This window comes from Streptomyces sp. NPDC053541, assembly GCF_044544705.1.
In the GTDB taxonomy this organism is placed as follows: Bacteria; Actinomycetota; Actinomycetes; order Streptomycetales; family Streptomycetaceae; genus Streptomyces.
The window spans coordinates 323551-340484 of record NZ_JBITXM010000009.1 but is presented as its reverse complement, the minus strand read 5'-3'; the positions used below and the strand labels follow the sequence as shown (position 1 = coordinate 340484).

The window sequence follows — 16934 nt, the reverse complement described above, 5'->3', positions numbered from 1 at the left end:
GGTTGGCGCCGCGAGGCGCCGGAGCGTCTCGACAGCGGAGCCATCGGGGCGTTTCGGCGACGCGGCGAGGCGCCGTGCCGGGGGCACTCCCCCAGGCTCCGCCGGGGGCACCCCCACCCAGGCGAAGCTCCGGGGGAGTCGCGGACCCGGCCATGATCCGCCGGACCGGCCCTAGGCCCTGTCCGGAAAGTTTCGCCTGGCTCGCGGCGCCTGGCAGGCACTCCCCCGTAGCCCTGCGGGCACGGGAGGTGCCCCCACGCCGCGTTGTCGTCGGTCGCCATGGCAAGCCATGCCTCCGCCCCCTCGGCCTGGCGGCCGGGGAGGTACCCCCACCTCCGCCGTGCGATCGCACGCACCAGACACCGCGAGCCCTGCCCTGCGGGCAGACGACGCCACTTTCCGGACAGGACCTAGCCGTTCAGGGCCAGGAGGCCGGCGGCGGTGGGGCGGAAGCCGCACTGCTCGTAGAAGCCGGTGAGGTGGGGCTCGTAGTCCACGTGCAGCCAGTGCGCGCCGCGCTCGCGCGCGGCCCGGGCCGCTTCGCGGACGAGGGCGACGCCGAGTCCCCGGCGGCGTTCGGCGGGGTGGACGGTGGTGTCGAGGAGGAAGGCGTGGGCGCCGCCGTCGCCGACGACGTTCACGTATCCGACGAGCCGGCCGTCCCTCCGCGCGGTGACGTGCAGCAGCCGGCGGGCGAACACGGGCTCGAAGTCGGTGTCCCGGTGGCCGGGCCAGGAGGCGTGGAAGAGCGCGTTGAGCGCCTTTGAGGTCAGCCCGGCGTCGACGGCGAGCACCGCGCCCGCCGACGGGTCCGTCACCGGTTCCGTCACCGGTGCCGTCATCGGGCCGGGGTGACGCTGAGGGACGTCTGTACGGTGCGGAGCGCGACCGAGCCGTACGGGGTGCGCAGCCGCAGCCAGGGCCCGGCGGCGAACAGCGCGACCGGGAGCTCGGCGCCCGGCAGGTCCGGCAGGAAGCCCAGGGACTGCGCGGCGTGCACGGCACGCAGCGGCAGGCCGGTGCCGGCGAAGGCGCGGGACCAGATCTCGCGGCCGATGCGGTCGCGCTCGACGCGGGTGCGCCGCTCCTCGGGCAGCTCCTCGTCGCGGGCCCGGAACTCGGCCACGGCCGCGGCGACCGCGCCGCGCATCGCGGCGGCGTCGGGCAGTCCGGCGACCGGCTCCCAGCCGCCGCGGGGCGGCAGCACCCCGGCCCACGGGGGGCCGGTGACGGCGTCGGGGACGACCGCCTTGCCGGCGGCCTCCTCGATGCCCTCCAGGAGCTCGCCGGCGGACACGGTCACGTCCAGGTCGACCGCGTCGACGAGACGTGCCGTGCGGATCGCGATCACCTCGAAGGACGGCGGCCGGCCGAACACGGCGAGCACGCCGCCGCCCGCCTGGAGGCGGACGGCGGCGGCCCGGTCGTAGTGCAGCAGCCGGCGCAGGAAGGCGGCCAGTCCGGCCGCCTCCCGGGCGTCGTCGAAGTGCAGCGGGGCGAGGGGAGTCACGGCGACGAGGTCATCCCGTCGTCCATGTACTCCTTGAGGAAGGACTTCTCCTCGTCGGAGATGCGGCGCGGGCGCTGCGTCTCCAGGTTGAACGGCACGACGACCGTGGACGCCCGCACGTACGTGACGTCGGGGTCCTTGATCTCGTACGCGATCGTCAGCGAGGCCGCGCCGATCTTCGTCACCCACGACTCGATGGTGACCGGCTCGTGCCGGTGCACCAGGGGCCGCAGGTAGTCGATCTCGTGGCGGGCCACGACGGAGCCGCCGGAGAAGGACGGGCTCCCGTCCCCCGGCGCCAGCCGGAACATGAAGTCGATCCGGGCCTCTTCCAGGTAGCGGAGGAAGACCACGTTGTTGACGTGCCCGAAGGCGTCCATGTCCGACCAGCGGAGGGGGCAGGAGTAGAGGTGCCGGGCCATGAAGTGATCAGCCTCGGGTCAGCTTCTTGTAGGTGGCGCGGTGCGGACGGGCCGCGTCCGGGCCGAGGCGCTCGATCTTGTTCTTCTCGTAGGACTCGAAGTTGCCCTCGAACCAGAACCACTTGGAGTCGCCCTCGTACGCCAGGATGTGCGTGGCGACCCGGTCGAGGAACCAGCGGTCGTGGGAGACGACCACGGCGCAGCCCGGGAAGTCGAGCAGCGCGTTCTCGAGCGAGGACAGGGTCTCGACGTCGAGGTCGTTGGTCGGCTCGTCGAGGAGCAGCAGGTTGCCGCCCTGCTTGAGGGTGAGCGCGAGGTTGAGGCGGTTGCGCTCACCGCCGGAGAGCACGCCGGCCGGCTTCTGCTGGTCCGGGCCCTTGAAGCCGAACGCGGAGACGTAGGCGCGGGACGGCATCTCGACCTGGCCGACGTTGATGTAGTCCAGGCCGTCGGAGACGACCTCCCACAGCGTCTTCTTCGGGTCGATGTTGGCGCGGCCCTGGTCGACGTACGAGATCTTGACGGTCTCGCCGACCTTGATGTCGCCGGAGTCCGGGGTCTCCAGGCCCTGCAGCATCTTGAAGAGCGTGGTCTTGCCGGCGCCGTTCGGGCCGATGACGCCGACGATGCCGTTGCGCGGGAGGGTGAAGGACAGGTCGTCGACCAGGACCTTCTCGCCGAAGGCCTTGTTGAGCTTGTCGACCTCGACGACCACGCTGCCCAGACGCGGGCCCGGCGGGATCTGGATCTCCTCGAAGTCCAGCTTCCGCATCTTGTCGGCCTCGGCGGCCATCTCCTCGTAGCGGGCCAGACGCGCCTTGGACTTGGCCTGGCGCCCCTTGGCGTTGGAGCGGACCCACTCCAGCTCTTCCTTGAGGCGCTTCTGCCGCTTGGCGTCCTTCTGGCCCTCGACCTTGAGGCGGGCGGCCTTGTTCTCCAGGTAGGTGGAGTAGTTGCCCTCGTAGGGGATGGCGCGGCCGCGGTCGAGCTCCAGGATCCACTCGGCCACGTTGTCGAGGAAGTACCGGTCGTGGGTGATGGCCACGACGGTGCCCTTGTACTGCGCGAGGTGCTGCTCCAGCCAGTTCACCGACTCGGCGTCGAGGTGGTTGGTGGGCTCGTCGAGCAGCAGCAGGTCGGGGGCCTCCAGGAGGAGCTTGCACAGCGCGACGCGGCGCTTCTCGCCACCGGAGAGGTTGACCACCGGCCAGTCGCCGGGCGGGCAGCCCAGGGCGTCCATGGCCTGCTCCAGCTGGGCGTCCAGGTCCCACGCGTTGGCGTGGTCCAGGTCGTCCTGGAGCTTGCCCATCTCCTCCATGAGCTCGTCCGTGTAGTTCGTGGCCATCTCCTCGGCGATGGCGTTGAACCGGTCGAGCTTGCCCTTGATCTCGGCGACGCCGTCCTGGACGTTCTCCAGGACCGTCTTCGACTCGTCGAGCTTCGGCTCCTGCATGAGGATGCCGACGGAGTAGCCGGGCGAGAGGAAGGCGTCACCGTTGGAGGGCTGCTCCAGACCGGCCATGATCTTCAGCACGGTGGACTTACCGGCACCGTTCGGGCCGACCACACCGATCTTCGCACCGGGCAGGAAGCTCAGCGTCACGTCATCGAGGATGACCTTGTCGCCGTGCGCCTTGCGCGTCTTGCGCATGGTGTAGATGTACTCAGCCAAGAGAAACCGTCCGGCAAGGAGTGAGTGGGCAGATAGACCCATCTTGCCTGACCGAGCCCCGTCGGCGGAAACCAGTACCGCCGCGGGCCCCTTCCCGGACCCCCGCGCGGGCCGCGTGGAGTGACGATCCGGGCACGGCGCGTGCACGTCGGGCCGGGCCGCGGAACGCGACGGCGAGATCACGACGGCGAGATCACGACGGCGAGATCACGACGGCCCCGCCGCGCGGTGCGCGGCGGGGCCGTCGGTGCGAGGTCACCCCGGGGGCGGCCTCACGGGGTCATGCAGGGCTCACTGGCCGGCGGGCTTCTTCTTGCGGAGGAAGAAGACCGCGCCGCCACCGACCACGAGGAGCGCGGCGGCGATGCCGGCGATCATCGGGGTGGCGCTGGAGCTACCGGTCTCGGCGAGGTCGCCGCCACCGGTGGTGCTGCCGCCGGTGGTGCCGCCGGTCGCCGGGGTCTCGGACGGGGCCGGGGTGCCGGACGGGGTCTCGGACGGCGTCGGGCCGGGGGTGGCCGTCTTGCAGTCGAGGACGCCCTCGATGACCTTCTCGAAGCCGTTCGGGCCGGTGATCGTGAACTTGTACGCCTCGTCCTCGGCGACCGGGACGGTGACCGTCTTGGACTCGCCGGCGGCGATCGCGTACTTCACGCCCTTGAGGTCGAGCTCCCAGGCCTCGTCACCCTTGTTGGCGAGGGTGATGTCGACGCCGCCCTTGGCGCAGTTCTTCTCGGCCGTCACGGACGGCACCGGGCCCTGCTTCGCCCAGCTCGCGGTGGCCTTGGCGGAGACGGTGGAGGTGCTGGTGCCGGCCAGGATCAGGGTCTGGCTCTTCACCTTGGTGGCGACGAAGGCGCGGCCGATCGGGACCGTGGTGTCGGCCTGGACGTTCAGCTCGGCGGTGCCGTCGGCGGTGCCGGCCGGGACGTCGAAGTAGACCTTCGAGCCGTCGGCGACGTCGGTGACGGCCTTGCCGTCCTTGTCGACGATCGTCACACCGGCGGGGGCGCCGGGGGCGAGGGAGACCTTGGCCGTGCCGGAGTTGGTGTCCACCGTGATCGGGCCGAGGCGGCCGCCCGCCTTGCCGGCGACGGAGGACGGGGAGAGGCTCAGGGAGGCGGTGGGCTCGTCGAGCTCGACGGCCTTGTCCTCCAGGTACTTCGTCAGCTTCGCCGCGTCGGCGTCGACCGGGACGGCCTCGACGTCGTCGGAGAAGTGCCAGATCGCGGCCTGGGTGGCGGCGGCGGCGGTCTTCTCGGTGAGCTTCGCGGCACCGGCCTTGGCGGCCAGGCTCGTGAGGTCGTTCACCTGCGGGTAGGAGTTCTGCAGGATCCAGCGGATCTTGCCGGCGTCCTTGTTGTTGTGGAGCGACGACTGGTCCCAGCCGACCTCCTTGTACTCCTGACCCGTCTTCGCACCGGTGTAGAGGTCGATGCAGTAGGTCTGGATGAAGCCGCCGGGCTTCACGGACATCTCGAACAGACCGGCCGACACCTTGCGGTGCGAGTCCTTGATCTCGACGGTGTCGTAGATCTTCAGGTCACCGAGCGTCGCCGTGGCGCCACCCGTGCCCTGGTCGGCGTCCTCGGCCATCGCCGGTCCCGCGATGGCCATCGAACCCGCAGCGACGAGGCCCGAGACCAGGGTCGCGGCGGCAAGGCGGGCAACGCCGCGCCTCCGAACTGAAAACATGGATTTCCCCTCCGTGCGGGCTGCTCCGCGTCTTCGATCGAGACGCGTGGGGGGAGCACCCGCCAGCAGACTCACTGACCCACTGGAAGCAAGTGCCTCATGAGTACCCGGGAATCCTAGGGACGGGAAGGGCCCCCGTGTCCCGTCGTGCGGTCTGATAACCATACCGACTCGAAATCGTTATCAGCGGCCTTAGTTGAGCAAGAAACCGCTGGTCACGGTGTCGACAAATCTCCGCGACGGACCGTCAGGGAATGGCTACCAGAGGGTAGTCGGTGGCCTCCGGCTCCGTCGACGGCACAGTCGGCGGAGCAGTCGGCGGAGGTGTCGCCCAGGGGTCGGAAGCCGAGGTCGGGGCGCCGCCCGGGCCCGCCGCGGACCTCTCGCCGGGGGCGGCGGCCGAGGCCGCCGCGCCGGCTGCCGCCATCCCGGAGGAATCCGGAATCAGGCCCTCCGGAAGGGCCGTTGTCGTGACCGGTGTGCGGCTCGCCCGCCGGAACGCCGCCGTGCCGCGCGTCAGATCGTGTCCCACGGCGACCGCGTCCACGTCCACGAAGGTCTTCCGCCGCCCGTCGAGCTCCTCCTCCCGCACCTTCAACCTGCCGTGCACCACCAGGGGTTCGCCCACCGACACCGAGGCCGCCAGATTCGCCCCCAGCGAGCGCCACGCGGAGACCGTGTAGAAACTGGTCGCCCCGTCCGTCCACGTCGCGCGCTCGCGGTCCCAGCGGCGCGCGGTCACCGCGAAGCGGAACCGCGCGACCCCACCGGACACCGTCTCCCGGTACTCCACGTTCGTCGCCACGTTGCCGACCAGCGTCACCGTCGTCTCGTTCATCTGCCCACGCTCCCCTTCGGTTCCGGAAACAGGAACGGCGTCCGTCCGCCCTTCCGAGATCCATGCTGGACCGAACCGGGAAAACCCGCTGAAGCCTGTGGACAGACGGGCAGTTGTGGACAACCCGGCCACCCGAACGGGGAGTTCCGCACTCTTCCGGCGCCCCCGCCTCAGCGCGCCCGGGCCGCCGCCCCCGTCCGCGCCGGGCCGAACCGGGTGCCCCCGAACCGGCCGCCGCCCCCGGCCCCCGCTCCCCCGGCCGTGCCGCCGCCCAGGGCGCCCCGGCCCGCGGTGCGGCTCGCGAGCCGGGTGGCGCCGGCCGCCGTCACGTACTGCTCGCGCACCTCGCGGTAACGCATCAGCTCGGCCGCGATCGGGTCGAGCACCCGGGCCCGGCCGCAGGCCGCCGCGGCCTCGCGCAGCGCGCGCTCGGCCTCCTGCCCGTAACGCCGCGCGGGTCCCCGTACCGCCGCCGCGCAGGCCCACTCGACCAGCGGACCGCCGACGATCCCCGCGACCATGATGAGCACCGGCGGCCAGAGCAGCGGCTCGACCACCCCCACGATCTGGGCCGTCAGCCACAGGGCGCCGAAGATCTGCAGGAAGGTCATCACCACCTGCGCGAGCACCGCCGCAGGCCACCAGGCCGGGCGGGGCGGCCGGGCCGCCGGGTCGCCCATGGTCACCGTCAGCTCGTCGAGCGCCTCCGGCAGCCCCTCGGCACCGCGCAGCGCCGCCTCGCGGACCGACTGCGCCCAGGGACCCGGCAGCCCGCGCGCGGCCTCGTCGGAGACGATCCGCACCGCCTGCTCGACCCGCTGACGCGCGGTCAGCTCCTCCTCGACCGGGGCCGCCGGGCCGCCGTCGCCGCTGCCGTGCTCGCGCACCCGCCCGTACCAGCGGTAGAGCCGCAGCCAGGGCGTGCCGCAGGCGCGGATGGCGTTGCGGCGCCAGACCCGTTCGGCGGCCTCGCCCGCCGCCTGGGCGCCGACGGCGACGGCGAGCCGGTGGGCGAACTCCTCGCGGGCCCGTTCGCCGAGCCCCGGCCGCCCGTCGGCGACGAACTCCGGCCGCAGCCGGGCGGTGGCGGCGTCCACGTCGGCGGCCAGCCGCCGTTCGGGCGCGGTGCGCTCCTGGACGAACCGGCCGAGGAGTTCGCGCAGCTCCGGCACGCCCTCCCCGGTCAGGGCGGACAGCGGCAGCACGGTCGCGCCGGGTTCGCCGTGCTCGCCGAGCGCCATGCCGTCCTCGTCGAGCAGCCGGCGCAGGTCGTCGATGACGAGGTCGGCGGCCTCGGTGCCGAGCCGGTCGATCTGGTTGAGGACGACGAAGGTGACCTCGGCGTGTCCGGCGAGGGGCCGCAGATAGCGCTCGTGGAGGGCGGCGTCGGCGTACTTCTCCGGGTCGACCACCCAGATCACCGCGTCGACCAGGCCGAGCAGCCGGTCGACCTGGTCCCGGTGGGCGGTGACGGCGGAGTCGTGGTCCGGCAGGTCGATCAGGACGAGGCCCTGGAGTTCGGCGTCGGCCGCGCCGCCCGCGAGCGGCCGGCGGCGCAGCCGGCCGGGGATGCCCAGCCGGTCCAGGAGCCCGGCGGCCCCCTCCGACCAGCTCAGCGCGATCGGCGCGGCGGTGGTGGGGCGGCGCAGCCCGGTCTCGGAGACGGGGACGCCGGCGAGGGCGTTGAAGAGGGAGGACTTGCCGCTGCCGGTGGCCCCGGCGATGGCGACGACGGTGTGCCGCGCGGACAGCCGCTGCCGGGCGGCGGCCTCGTCGAGGACCCGGCCGGCCTCGGCGAGCGCCTCGCCGTCGACGCGGGTGCGGGAGAGGCCGACGAGCTCGTGGAGCGCGTCGAGGCGGGTGCGCAGGGCCCCGCCGTAGGCGCCGCCGAGGGGCGGGAGGGACTCGTCGCCGTCCTCCCCGTCCGGGTCCGCCCCGGCGGGGTGCCGGTCCTCGTCGGCCCGGGGGTGGGGACGGTCGGCGACGCGGCGGGCGATGAGCCCGTCGTCCCAGCGCCGCGGGTCCTGGTGCTGCCCGTCGTGGTGCCCGGCGGGGTGCTGCCCGTCGTAGTGCCCGGCCGGGTGCTCTACGGGCCTTGGTGCGGGGCTCTCTCGAAGCGTCCCGGCGAGGTTCCCGGCCGGCTTTCCGGCGCCCGGGGCGCCGTCCATGGTCCGGTCGTCCACGGCGTCACTTCTCCTTCTGCAGTACGGAGAGCGCGGCGATCAGTTCGGCCTGCGGCTCGGGGGTCACGTCGAGGGCGTCGAGCGGGGCGAGCCGCCGGTCGCGTTCGGTGTGCAGGGCGCGGTCCAGGTACGTGGTGACGAGCTCGCCGCCCTTGTCGCGCAGGCGCAGGGCGCCCTGGGCGCCGAGGAGTTCGGCGAGCCGGTCGCCGGCGGCGCGGGTGCGGCGGCCGCCGAGGAGGACGGCGGCGAGGAGCGCGGTGAGGGTCTCGGTGTCGGGGGCCGCGGCGGCCGCCGCGCGCTTGCCGCCCCGGGCGGTGGCGGGGCGCTCGATCTCCCGTACCTCCTCCTCGACCATCTCCTCCAGGACGCGTCGCCAGCGCCGTACGGTCAAGGCGATCCGCTCCCCGGCGTCCTGGGCGTCGTCCTTGCGGCCGGGGGCGGCGGGGGTCAGCGCGCCGGCGGCGGGTTCGCGGCGCCAGGCGTCCCGTACCCGCTCGTCGGCGGCGGCGACGGCGCACTGCAGGAGGGCGCCGAGGGACTCGACGAGGGAGTCGAGGAGCTCGTCGGCGGAGCTGTCGCGGGGGTAGCCGCGCCAGCGGGTGCGGGCGTCGCCGGCGAGGACGGCGCCGCGGCGCACCTGTTCGCGGACCCGGCGCCCCTGTTCCTCGTACGCGGACTCGACGGCGCCGCCGAGCCGCACGGCGGCGGCGTACTGGGCGGCGACGGCTCCGGCGAGTTCCGGCATGCGGGTGTCGAGGGAGTCGATCACCCCGGCGGCGGTCCGGCCTACGGCCTGCTGGCGGGCGGCGGGGTCCTGGGCACAGTGGGCGAGCCAGGCGCGGAGCGGGGCGACGGCGTTGTCGGGCAGCAGTCCGCTGCCGCCGCCGGTGGACTCGGGCAGTTCGGGAATGGTGAAGCGGGGCAGCTCGCCGAATCCGGCCTTGTCGAGCAGGGCCGCGTACTGCCGGGAGACCTCGGTGATCACCTGGTGGGGCACCCGGTCGAGGACGGTGACGAGGGTGGCGTCGTACTCCTTCGCGGTGCGGAGCAGGTGCCAGGGCACGGCGTCGGCGTAGCGGGAGGCGGTGGTGACCATGACCCAGATGTCGGCGGCGCACATCAACTCGGCGGCGAGCAGCCGGTTCTCGACGACGAGGGAGTCGATGTCGGGGGCGTCGAGGAGGGCGAGCCCGCGGGGCAGGGTGGCGGCGGTCTCGACGCGGAGGGAGTTGTCCTCGGGGGGTTCCTCGACGGCGTGCTCGTCGTCCTGCTGCGGCAGCCAGACGCGGGTGAGCTGCGGCAGGACGCGCATCCCGGCGAACCAGTGGTGGTCCTCGGGGTGGCAGACGAGGACGGGCGTCCGGGTGGTGGGCCTGAGCACCCCGGCCTCGCTGACCCGCCGTCCGACGAGCGAGTTGACGAGGGTGGACTTGCCGGCCCCGGTGGACCCGCCGACGACGGCGAGCAGCGGCGCGTCGGGGTCCTTCAGACGGGGCACCAGATAGTCGTCGAGCTGGGCGAGCAGCTCGGCCCGGGTCTGCCGGGCCCGCGGGGCGCCGGGGAGGGGGAGGGGGAGACGCACGGCGGCGACACGGTCGCGCAGGGCGGAGAGTGCGTCGATCAGCTGAGGCCGTTCGTCCAAGGTCACCACATGCGAAGAATGCCCAATTTTGGAGCCTTTTTGAAGCGTATTGCGGCTGCGCGCGCCGACCGAACGGATGTAGCCGAGCGCCCTGGGCATAACGACTGCACAACACCCGGCCCGAGTGGCGCGAAAAGCGCTGCACGAATCGCACCTGCCTGCGATTATCGGACCGCTTCACCGAACCTCCACATCGTGCCACGCAGGTGAAGCACCCGGGCCAGGCCACCAGGACCCCTATCCTTGACCCGGCCCCCACCGGCCACCACCGGCCCCCGTAGCTCAGCGGATAGAGCAGGTGCCTTCTAAGCACTTGGCCGCAGGTTCGAGTCCTGCCGGGGGCGCAACGCCGGGACCCTCCTTCGGGAGGGTCTTTTTGCTGGTCAGAGGCGGTTTTCAGTCGGGGGCGAGCGCACCGGGGCCAGGGCTCCGGTTGGCTTGATCTGTCCGGCTGAAACCGGCCAGAGGTGGCTCCCGGCGGCCGTTCGGCCCGAAAACGGCCCGAAATTTCGGGCCGCCCAGGGTGCGGCCCAGAGCCCGGGCCGCGCCGCCGAGGCCGAGGGCTCAGGCGGCTTCGGCCCGGTCATGGCGGTGCGGGGCCGCGACCGGTCCCCCTTCCGGTCGCGGCCCCGCTCGCCGGGGTGCCGAGTCCGGTCACGAGCCGCAGCAGCCGCCCGTCGGCTGCTCCGCCACGACGGGCAGGGTGGCCCCGGCGCCGAGCTGTACGAGCTGCGGGCTGGGCGCCGTCGGTGCGCAGCAGCCGCCGGAGTCGTCGGACCGGGCCTCGGGGGCGTCGTAGAGGCCGGAGCCGCCGCACACCCCGGTCTCCGGGAGGGTGAGTTCGACGCGGTCGGCGGACTCGACGTCTCCGGCGATCGCCGCGGCGATGGAGCGGACCTGCTCGTAGCCGGTGAGGGCGAGGAAGGTCGGGGCGCGGCCGTAGGACTTCATGCCGGCGAGGTACAGCCCCTGTTCGGGATGGGCCAGTTCGCGGTGGCCGTGGGGGTAGACGCTGCCGCAGGAGTGCTGGTTGGGGTCGATGAGCGGGGCGAGGGCGGTCGGGGCCTGGAGGCGCTCGTCGAGCCCGAGGCGCAGCTCGGAGAGGAAGGACAGGTCGGGGCGGAGGCCCGTGAGGACGATGACCTCGTCGACCGGGTCGAGCCGGCGGCCGTCCTCGGCGACGAGGACCAGGCGCCCGTCGGCGTCCCGCTCGACCGACTCGACGCGGAAGCCGGTGACGGCATCGGCGTGTCCCTCGTCGACGGCCGCCTTGGCGGCGAGGCCGAGGGCTCCGCGGGCGGGAAGCTGGTCGGCGGTCCCGCCGCCGAAGGTCGAGCCGGAGATGCCTCGGCGAAGGATCCAGACGGCCCGCGTCCCCTTCTCCTCGCGCGCCAGTGCCGCGAGGGAGGCGAGGGCGGTGAACGCGGAGGCGCCGGAACCGATCACGGCGGTGCGCCGGCCCGCGTAACGCGTGCGGAGAGCCGGGTCGTTCAGGTCGGGCACACGGTAGGTGATGCGGTCGGCCGCCGCCTTCTCGCCGAGTGCCGGGAGCCCGTTGCCGCCTGCCGGGCCGGGGATGCTCCAGGTGCCGGAGGCGTCGATGACGGCCCGGGCGAGGATCCGCTCCTCGTGGCCGTCGGCGTGACGGACGTGCACGGTGAAGGGCTGGGTCTCGCGGTCCGCGTCCACGAGCCGGTCCCGTCCGGTGCGCGAGACACCGGTGACGCGGGCGCCGGTACGGACGCGGTCGCCCAGGACCGTGGCGAGCGGCTGGAGATAGAGGTCGGCCCAGTCGCCGCCGGTGGGGTACGCGGCGGTGTCCGGCTTGGTCCAGCCGGTAGGGGCCAGCAGTTTCTCCGCCGCCGGGTCGGTGACCTCGCCCCAGGGCGAGAAGAGCCGCACGTGCGCCCACTCGCGTACGGCGGCGCCGGCGGTCGCCCCCGCTTCCAGGACCAGGGGTTCGATGTCCCGCTCGACGAGGTGCGCGGCGGCGGCCAGGCCGACGGGGCCGGCGCCGATGACCACAACAGGCAGGTCGCTGGTGGAAGCGTTCACGATCGACTCCTCGCTATTTCGACATTTGTCGATGTCGTGACGAACAGCCTGGCATCTGATTCGACAGACGTCAACATAGGCGCGCATCGATATCGCGGTCGTCGAACTTCCGCGCTGGTTCGACGCGTGTCAACATAGATGCATGTCGAACGCCGAGCTGTTGCCGTTGCTGGAGCCCGCGGTCGCGCCCTGCTGCCCGCCGCTCACCGAGCGGCCCCTCTCGGCCGAGGAGGCCGAGCGGACGGCCGTCATGTTCAAGGCGCTGGGCGACCCCGTCCGGCTGCGCCTGTTCTCCGCGGTCGCCTCGCACGAGGGCGGGGAGGCGTGCGTCTGCGACATCTCCGACGTCGGCGTCTCGCAGCCGACCGTCTCCCACCACCTGAAGAAGCTGAAGGAGGCGGGGCTGCTCACCTCCGAGCGGCGCGGGACGTGGGTGTACTACCGGGTGGAGCCCGCCGTACTGGCAGCCATGGGGCAGTTCCTCAGCCCGGCGGCCGCCTCCGACTGACCGATCGCAGCGCACCGGAGGGCGCCGTCGGCCCGCCGGCCCACGCCGAAACGCCAAGCGAGGTGGGCCGTCGCGATGCCAGCCCGAGCCGGCGGCGCACGAGGCGCTGGAACGGCCGGCCGCCCTCAGCGTGCTCGCACGACGGGTGGGCGAGGCCGCTGTCGAAAGGTGAGCGAGGCGAAGGGGGCGCAGCCCATGACGGCGGCGCCCCCTTCGGCTTCCTCGGGCGAGGAGGTCAGGACAGGGCGTCCACGAACGCCGCGACGCGGGCGAGGGCTGTCTCCAGCTGTTCCGGAGGCACCGTGTACGAGATCCGGACGTGGTCCGGGGCGGCGAAGTCGGCACCGGGGACGACGGCCACGTTGGCTTTCGCGAGGAGGAGTTCCGCGAAGGTGGCCGCCGAGGTGATGGTGCGGTCCTCGTGCGTCTTGCCGTACAGGCCGGTGACGTCGGCGAGCAGGAAGAACGCCCCCTCGGGGTGACCTGCCACCCGCAAGCCGGGAATGTCTCCGATCGCCTTGAGCGTGGCGAGGCGGCGGGCGTCGAGTTCGGTGCGGCGGCGTTCCAGTTCGGGACCGAGGCCGTCGGCCGTGAGCGCACCGAGCGCCGCGCGCTGCGCGATGGAGGACGGCGCGGAAGCCGTGTGGCTCTGCAGAGCCGTGACGGTGGAGGCGAGTTCCACCGGAGCGGCGAGCCAGCCGATGCGCCACCCGGTCATGGCGAAGGTCTTGGAGACGCCGCCGATGGTCACGGTGCGAGCGGCGATCTCGGGACCCAGGGCCGCCACGGAGGTGAAGCGGGAGTCGCCGAACACCCAGTGGTCGCAGATCTCGTCGCTGATGACGACGAGATCGTGCTCGACGGCCGCTTCGGCCAGCGCAGCCAGCTCGTAGCGGCTGTACACGACCCCGGAGGGGTTGGCCGGACTGTTGAGGAGCAGGGCCTTGGTCCGCGGGGTCACTGCGGCCCGAACCTGGTCGGGAGTGACCTTCAGGCCTGCGCCGGGAGCCGGACGCACGGGAACCAGCGTGCCACCGGCCAGGGCGATCAGATGGGGGTAGCTGACCCAGTACGGGGTCGGCACGAGCACCTCGTCGCCGGCTTCGAGCAGGGCCGTGAACGCGTAGTGGAGCGCCTGCTTGGCACCCGCCGTGACGACGACCTCCGCCGCCCCGTACGTCGTTCCGTGGCGGTTGAGATGGCTCGCGATCGCCGTGCGCAGCGCGGGGACACCGGCCGCCGGCGTGTAACGCGTGAAGTCCTCGGCGATCGCCTGCGCCGCAGCACGCGCGGCGGGTTCGACCGTCGGGAACGCCGGCTCGCCGCTGGTCAAGTTGATGACGTCCACGCCCGCGGCGACGAGGGCCTTGGCGTGGGCGTCGAGCGCGGCGGTCGCCGAGGGCGGGACGGCGGCGGCTCGCACGGCGGGGCGGAGCGGGTTCACGGGCGTTCCTTACGGGTCAGAGGTGGACGGTGAGGAGGCTGAGCGCGGCTTCGTGCCCTCGGCGCAGGGCGGCCGCCCGGCTCCCGCGGTCGACCACCTCCACGCAGCGGTCGCAGAACTGCACGTCGGTCCTGTCCGAGGACCGACGGGCACCGCGAAGCCGGCGGAGCGAGGTGCGGAGGGATGTCATGACTCGCCTCGATTCATAGACGGCTATCTATGCAATGAGTATGGCGTGACACATAGACGACAGTCAATGGATCGGTCGCGATCCGTCCGGCGCGCGGTCGACTCTGGACGGAACCCGTGACGATCGGTCACATTGGCCGCATGACCGAACCCCTGGCCACCGAGACTCCGTCCGGATCGCGCTGCTGCTCGCCCATGACGCCCGATCAGGCCGTCGAGCTGTCGGCCGTGTTCAAGGCCCTCGCCGACCCGGTACGGCTGCGGATCGCCAGCATCGTGGCCTGCTGCCCGGCGGGCGAGGTGTGCATGGGCGAGATCGCCGCCGAGTTCGACCTGACCGGCCCGACCATCAGCCACCACCTGCGCAAGCTGCGCGAGGCGGGCATCCTCGCCTCCGAGCGGCGCGCGAACGAGGTCTACTACTTCGCCCGTCCGGAGCGCATCGAGCACCTGATCGGCCCGCTCACGGGGATGCACACGGCAGCCCGCCTGCCCGCGCCGGCCTAGGCCGGGAATCGGCAGCGAAGAAGCGGAGAGACGACCGCGGCCCGTCCCGGTGCACCGGGACGGGCCTTCGCCGTCTTGCGTGTCGCAGGTGTCGCGCGTTCAGCCGCGGGAGGTCAGAGCCACATCGGGGCCAGGTAGCCGAGGACGACCGCGCCGGTGAAGAGGATGCCGACCACCAGGGCGACGACCCGCCAGCGGGCGATGAGGAGCATGCCGCTGATGGCACCGATGCTGGTGCCCGCGCCGGTCATGAGGAAGGCGAGCGCCGGGCCGGGGCCCATGCCGCCCTGCATCAGGGTGGCGACCAGCGGGAGCGAACCGTCGGAGTTCAGGTACACCGGGATGCCGATGAGGGCGGCGAGCGGGACCGCGAAGACGTTGCCGTCACCGAGGAACGCGGTGAGGTAGCTGGTCGGGATCGAGTTGATGAGCAGGAAGCCGAGGGTCGCGAAGCCCAGGAAGTAGATCGCCAGACGCTTGGCGTTGACCAGGAGCTCCTTGCCGAACTCGTCCAGCTTGAGGCGCTCGACGAGACCGGCCGGGGCGGGCACCGGAGCGGGGGTCGGCTTCGCCGGGGCGGTGGGGCGGGTGAGCAGCGCCGTACGGGCCAGGCCGCCGCCACCGGCCGGGACACCGCCACCCGCGGAGAGGCCACCGGAGCCCTCGGCCCCGGCACCGCCGTCGGTGTCGCTGCTGCAGCAGCTCTCCGCGGCCTTCTCCTCGGCCTGGTTCGCCGTGATCCGGGCCTGACCCTCCAGCCAGCCGGTCTTCTCCACGAGCCAGGTGACGAGTCCCGCGAAGAGGCCGATCACGATCGCCGCCACGAAGAAGGTGGTGGCGAACGCGGCACCGAACAGGCCGGTCGAAAGGACGTACTCCTCGGGGCTGGTGAGCGGCGAGGCCACCATGAAGGTCACGACCGGCGTCCACGGCACGCTGGAGGCGAGCGCGCCGAGCACGACCGCGGTCGTGCCGCAGGAACAGAAGGGCGTGAAGGTCGCGAGGACGATGGCGCCGAGCACCGCGACCACCGTCTTGCGACGCATCCAGGAGGAGAGCCGGTCCGCGCCGATGTAGACCGGGATGGCCGAGGCCAGCACCACGCTGATGAGCAGGAACGGCCAGTTGGCGGAAAGGGACTCGCCGACATCGTGGGCGGTGCGCCCCAGGACGTCGAGGACGGTGTCGATCACGGTGGACTCCAGCAACTCATAGACGGCTGTCGATGAGTCAGACTCTGCCGGAACATATAGATGACTGTCAATGAGTGGGGAACAATTCATAGACGGCTGTCGTTTAATGGAGCATGCCCACGCCGATCTCGGAGCTGTGCTGCTCCCCCGTGCTCGCCGGTCCGCTCACGCCCGAGGCCGCCGACGATCTCGCGACCGCCCTGAAGGTGGTCGCCGACGCGACCCGTCTCCGCCTGCTCGGCCTGATCCGGTCACAGCCGACCGGCGAGGCCTGCACCTGCGATCTCACCGAGCCGCTGGGCCTGACCCAGCCGACCGTCACGCACCACCTGAAGGTGCTGTACGAGGCCGGCTTCCTGACGCGCGAGAAGCGCGGCAGGCAGACCTATTACCGGATCGCCCCCGAGAGCATGACCGTGCTCTGCCAGGCGCTGGATCCGGCACCCCAGCTCTCCCTCACGGCGCTCGCGGCGGGCTGAGCACCCCCGACACACCCCTCTCCAAGGGCTGGTTCACCGCCGTTCAGGCGCCGTGAACCAGCCCTTCGGCATCTCCAGGCAGGTGAGTGCCGGACGCAGTTCATGCCACGGGTGATCCCTTCCACACCCTGGGTGACCTCGGACAGACTCATGAACACCGGGAGGGCGACAAGCCCCCCGGAACCGCCGGAGCCGGCCACCGAGGCCGCCGGTCGACGAAAAGCCACTGTCATCGCCTGGGGAGAGCCATGTCTGTTTCGCGTACCTCGATGCGTCTTGCCGCCGCCGCGCTCGTCACCGTGATCGGACTCGGAACCGCCTCCGCCCTGGACGCCGGCACCCTCCCCGCCCTCGCCGGAGCCGGCTGGGACACGGCCCCGACGACGCCCACCGACTCCGCGGACGGCGCCGGCTGGGACACCGCTCCCCTCACGCTCGCCGCCGACGGCGACGGCGCCGGCTGGGACGTGGCTCCCCTGACGACCGATGACACCGACGGCGCCGGCTGGGACTCGGCCCCGACCGACCCCTCCACCGACGGCGCCGGCTGGGACTGACCAGCGGTCCTGATCCTCACCCGAGGCACCGGACCCCGCC

The 16934-nt window shown here is 72.6% G+C and carries 16 protein-coding genes and 1 tRNA gene; 5 read left to right on the top strand and 12 right to left on the bottom strand.

Going from position 1 to position 16934, the window contains the following annotated elements; all coding sequences use genetic code 11:
• Positions 1-410: 410 nt before the first annotated feature.
• From ACIGW2_RS24270 to ACIGW2_RS24235, 8 genes are all read right to left on the bottom strand, one after another.
• Positions 411-842, bottom strand: coding sequence for a GNAT family N-acetyltransferase (locus ACIGW2_RS24270; RefSeq protein ID WP_399845797.1), 432 nt, complete (start codon positions 840-842; stop codon positions 411-413).
• Positions 839-1510 carry a hypothetical protein gene (locus ACIGW2_RS24265; RefSeq protein ID WP_391656521.1) on the bottom strand — a complete coding sequence of 224 codons (672 nt, stop codon included), beginning with the start codon at positions 1508-1510 and terminating at the stop codon, positions 839-841. The genes ACIGW2_RS24270 and ACIGW2_RS24265 overlap by 4 nt, the downstream gene beginning before the upstream one ends.
• Complete coding sequence (locus ACIGW2_RS24260; protein ID WP_356070593.1) at positions 1507-1932, bottom strand: thioesterase family protein; 426 nt, start codon at positions 1930-1932, stop codon at positions 1507-1509. Before ACIGW2_RS24260 ends, ACIGW2_RS24265 begins: the two co-directional genes overlap by 4 nt.
• A gap of 7 nt (positions 1933-1939) precedes the next feature.
• Positions 1940-3604, bottom strand: coding sequence for an energy-dependent translational throttle protein EttA (ettA, locus tag ACIGW2_RS24255; protein WP_356070595.1), 1665 nt, complete (start codon positions 3602-3604; stop codon positions 1940-1942).
• A gap of 291 nt (positions 3605-3895) precedes the next feature.
• On the bottom strand, positions 3896-5299 hold the full coding sequence (locus tag ACIGW2_RS24250) for a Cys-Gln thioester bond-forming surface protein (protein ID WP_391656522.1): 1404 nt from the start codon (positions 5297-5299) through the stop codon (positions 3896-3898).
• Positions 5300-5546: 247 nt separating this feature from the next.
• Complete coding sequence (locus tag ACIGW2_RS24245; RefSeq protein ID WP_399845793.1) at positions 5547-6137, bottom strand: single-stranded DNA-binding protein; 591 nt, start codon at positions 6135-6137, stop codon at positions 5547-5549.
• 170 nt (positions 6138-6307) lie between these two features.
• Positions 6308-8320 (bottom strand): GTPase, encoded by a 2013-nt coding sequence (locus ACIGW2_RS24240; protein ID WP_399845791.1) that lies wholly within the window; start codon positions 8318-8320, stop codon positions 6308-6310.
• 4 nt (positions 8321-8324) lie between these two features.
• Positions 8325-9962 carry a dynamin family protein gene (locus tag ACIGW2_RS24235; protein ID WP_399845789.1) on the bottom strand — a complete coding sequence of 546 codons (1638 nt, stop codon included), beginning with the start codon at positions 9960-9962 and terminating at the stop codon, positions 8325-8327.
• Between the two features lie 271 nt (positions 9963-10233).
• Between ACIGW2_RS24235 and ACIGW2_RS24230 the strand changes: the two genes are divergently transcribed.
• Positions 10234-10306 (top strand) — tRNA-Arg (locus ACIGW2_RS24230).
• A gap of 310 nt (positions 10307-10616) precedes the next feature.
• On the opposite strand, the gene ACIGW2_RS24225 is transcribed toward ACIGW2_RS24230, so the two are convergent.
• Positions 10617-12017, bottom strand: coding sequence for an NAD(P)-binding domain-containing protein (locus ACIGW2_RS24225; protein WP_391656524.1), 1401 nt, complete (start codon positions 12015-12017; stop codon positions 10617-10619).
• Between the two features lie 142 nt (positions 12018-12159).
• Here ACIGW2_RS24225 and ACIGW2_RS24220 point away from each other — a divergent pair, with 142 nt between their 5' ends.
• A complete protein-coding gene (locus ACIGW2_RS24220; RefSeq protein ID WP_391656525.1) occupies positions 12160-12525 on the top strand; it encodes an ArsR/SmtB family transcription factor in 366 nt (121 codons plus the stop codon).
• 235 nt (positions 12526-12760) lie between these two features.
• Here ACIGW2_RS24220 and ACIGW2_RS24215 read toward each other — a convergent pair whose 3' ends face one another.
• Both ACIGW2_RS24215 and ACIGW2_RS24210 read right to left on the bottom strand, forming a co-directional pair.
• Entirely contained in the window at positions 12761-13969 is a 1209-nt protein-coding gene (locus tag ACIGW2_RS24215; protein WP_391656526.1) for a pyridoxal phosphate-dependent aminotransferase, read from the bottom strand.
• Between the two features lie 16 nt (positions 13970-13985).
• On the bottom strand, positions 13986-14159 hold the full coding sequence (locus tag ACIGW2_RS24210) for a hypothetical protein (RefSeq protein ID WP_391656527.1): 174 nt from the start codon (positions 14157-14159) through the stop codon (positions 13986-13988).
• A 140-nt stretch (positions 14160-14299) separates the two neighbouring features.
• Here ACIGW2_RS24210 and ACIGW2_RS24205 point away from each other — a divergent pair, with 140 nt between their 5' ends.
• Complete coding sequence (locus tag ACIGW2_RS24205; RefSeq protein ID WP_391656528.1) at positions 14300-14665, top strand: ArsR/SmtB family transcription factor; 366 nt, start codon at positions 14300-14302, stop codon at positions 14663-14665.
• A gap of 113 nt (positions 14666-14778) precedes the next feature.
• On the opposite strand, the gene ACIGW2_RS24200 is transcribed toward ACIGW2_RS24205, so the two are convergent.
• The gene (locus ACIGW2_RS24200) at positions 14779-15858 is read right to left on the bottom strand and encodes a permease (protein WP_391656529.1); all 1080 of its coding nucleotides are present in this window, start codon (positions 15856-15858) and stop codon (positions 14779-14781) included.
• A gap of 113 nt (positions 15859-15971) precedes the next feature.
• On the opposite strand from ACIGW2_RS24200, the gene ACIGW2_RS24195 reads away from it, so the two are divergent.
• Positions 15972-16337 carry an ArsR/SmtB family transcription factor gene (locus tag ACIGW2_RS24195; RefSeq protein WP_391656530.1) on the top strand — a complete coding sequence of 122 codons (366 nt, stop codon included), beginning with the start codon at positions 15972-15974 and terminating at the stop codon, positions 16335-16337.
• Between the two features lie 248 nt (positions 16338-16585).
• On the top strand, positions 16586-16894 hold the full coding sequence (locus ACIGW2_RS24190) for a hypothetical protein (RefSeq protein WP_391656531.1): 309 nt from the start codon (positions 16586-16588) through the stop codon (positions 16892-16894).
• The last annotated feature ends 40 nt before the right edge of the window (positions 16895-16934 follow it).

What these genes read in the sequence shown, in the direction of transcription:
- ACIGW2_RS24270 (WP_399845797.1), bottom strand. Translation starts at nt 842, where the DNA reads ATGACGGCACCGGTGACGGAACCGGTGACGGACCCGTCGGCGGGCGCG.
- ACIGW2_RS24260 (WP_356070593.1), bottom strand. Translation starts at nt 1,932, where the DNA reads ATGGCCCGGCACCTCTACTCCTGCCCCCTCCGCTGGTCGGACATGGAC.
- ACIGW2_RS24250 (WP_391656522.1), bottom strand. Translation starts at nt 5,299, where the DNA reads ATGTTTTCAGTTCGGAGGCGCGGCGTTGCCCGCCTTGCCGCCGCGACC.
- ACIGW2_RS24245 (WP_399845793.1), bottom strand. Translation starts at nt 6,137, where the DNA reads ATGAACGAGACGACGGTGACGCTGGTCGGCAACGTGGCGACGAACGTG.
- ACIGW2_RS24220 (WP_391656525.1), top strand. Translation starts at nt 12,160, where the DNA reads ATGTCGAACGCCGAGCTGTTGCCGTTGCTGGAGCCCGCGGTCGCGCCC.
- ACIGW2_RS24210 (WP_391656527.1), bottom strand. Translation starts at nt 14,159, where the DNA reads ATGACATCCCTCCGCACCTCGCTCCGCCGGCTTCGCGGTGCCCGTCGG.
- ACIGW2_RS24205 (WP_391656528.1), top strand. Translation starts at nt 14,300, where the DNA reads ATGACCGAACCCCTGGCCACCGAGACTCCGTCCGGATCGCGCTGCTGC.
- ACIGW2_RS24195 (WP_391656530.1), top strand. Translation starts at nt 15,972, where the DNA reads ATGCCCACGCCGATCTCGGAGCTGTGCTGCTCCCCCGTGCTCGCCGGT.
- ACIGW2_RS24190 (WP_391656531.1), top strand. Translation starts at nt 16,586, where the DNA reads ATGTCTGTTTCGCGTACCTCGATGCGTCTTGCCGCCGCCGCGCTCGTC.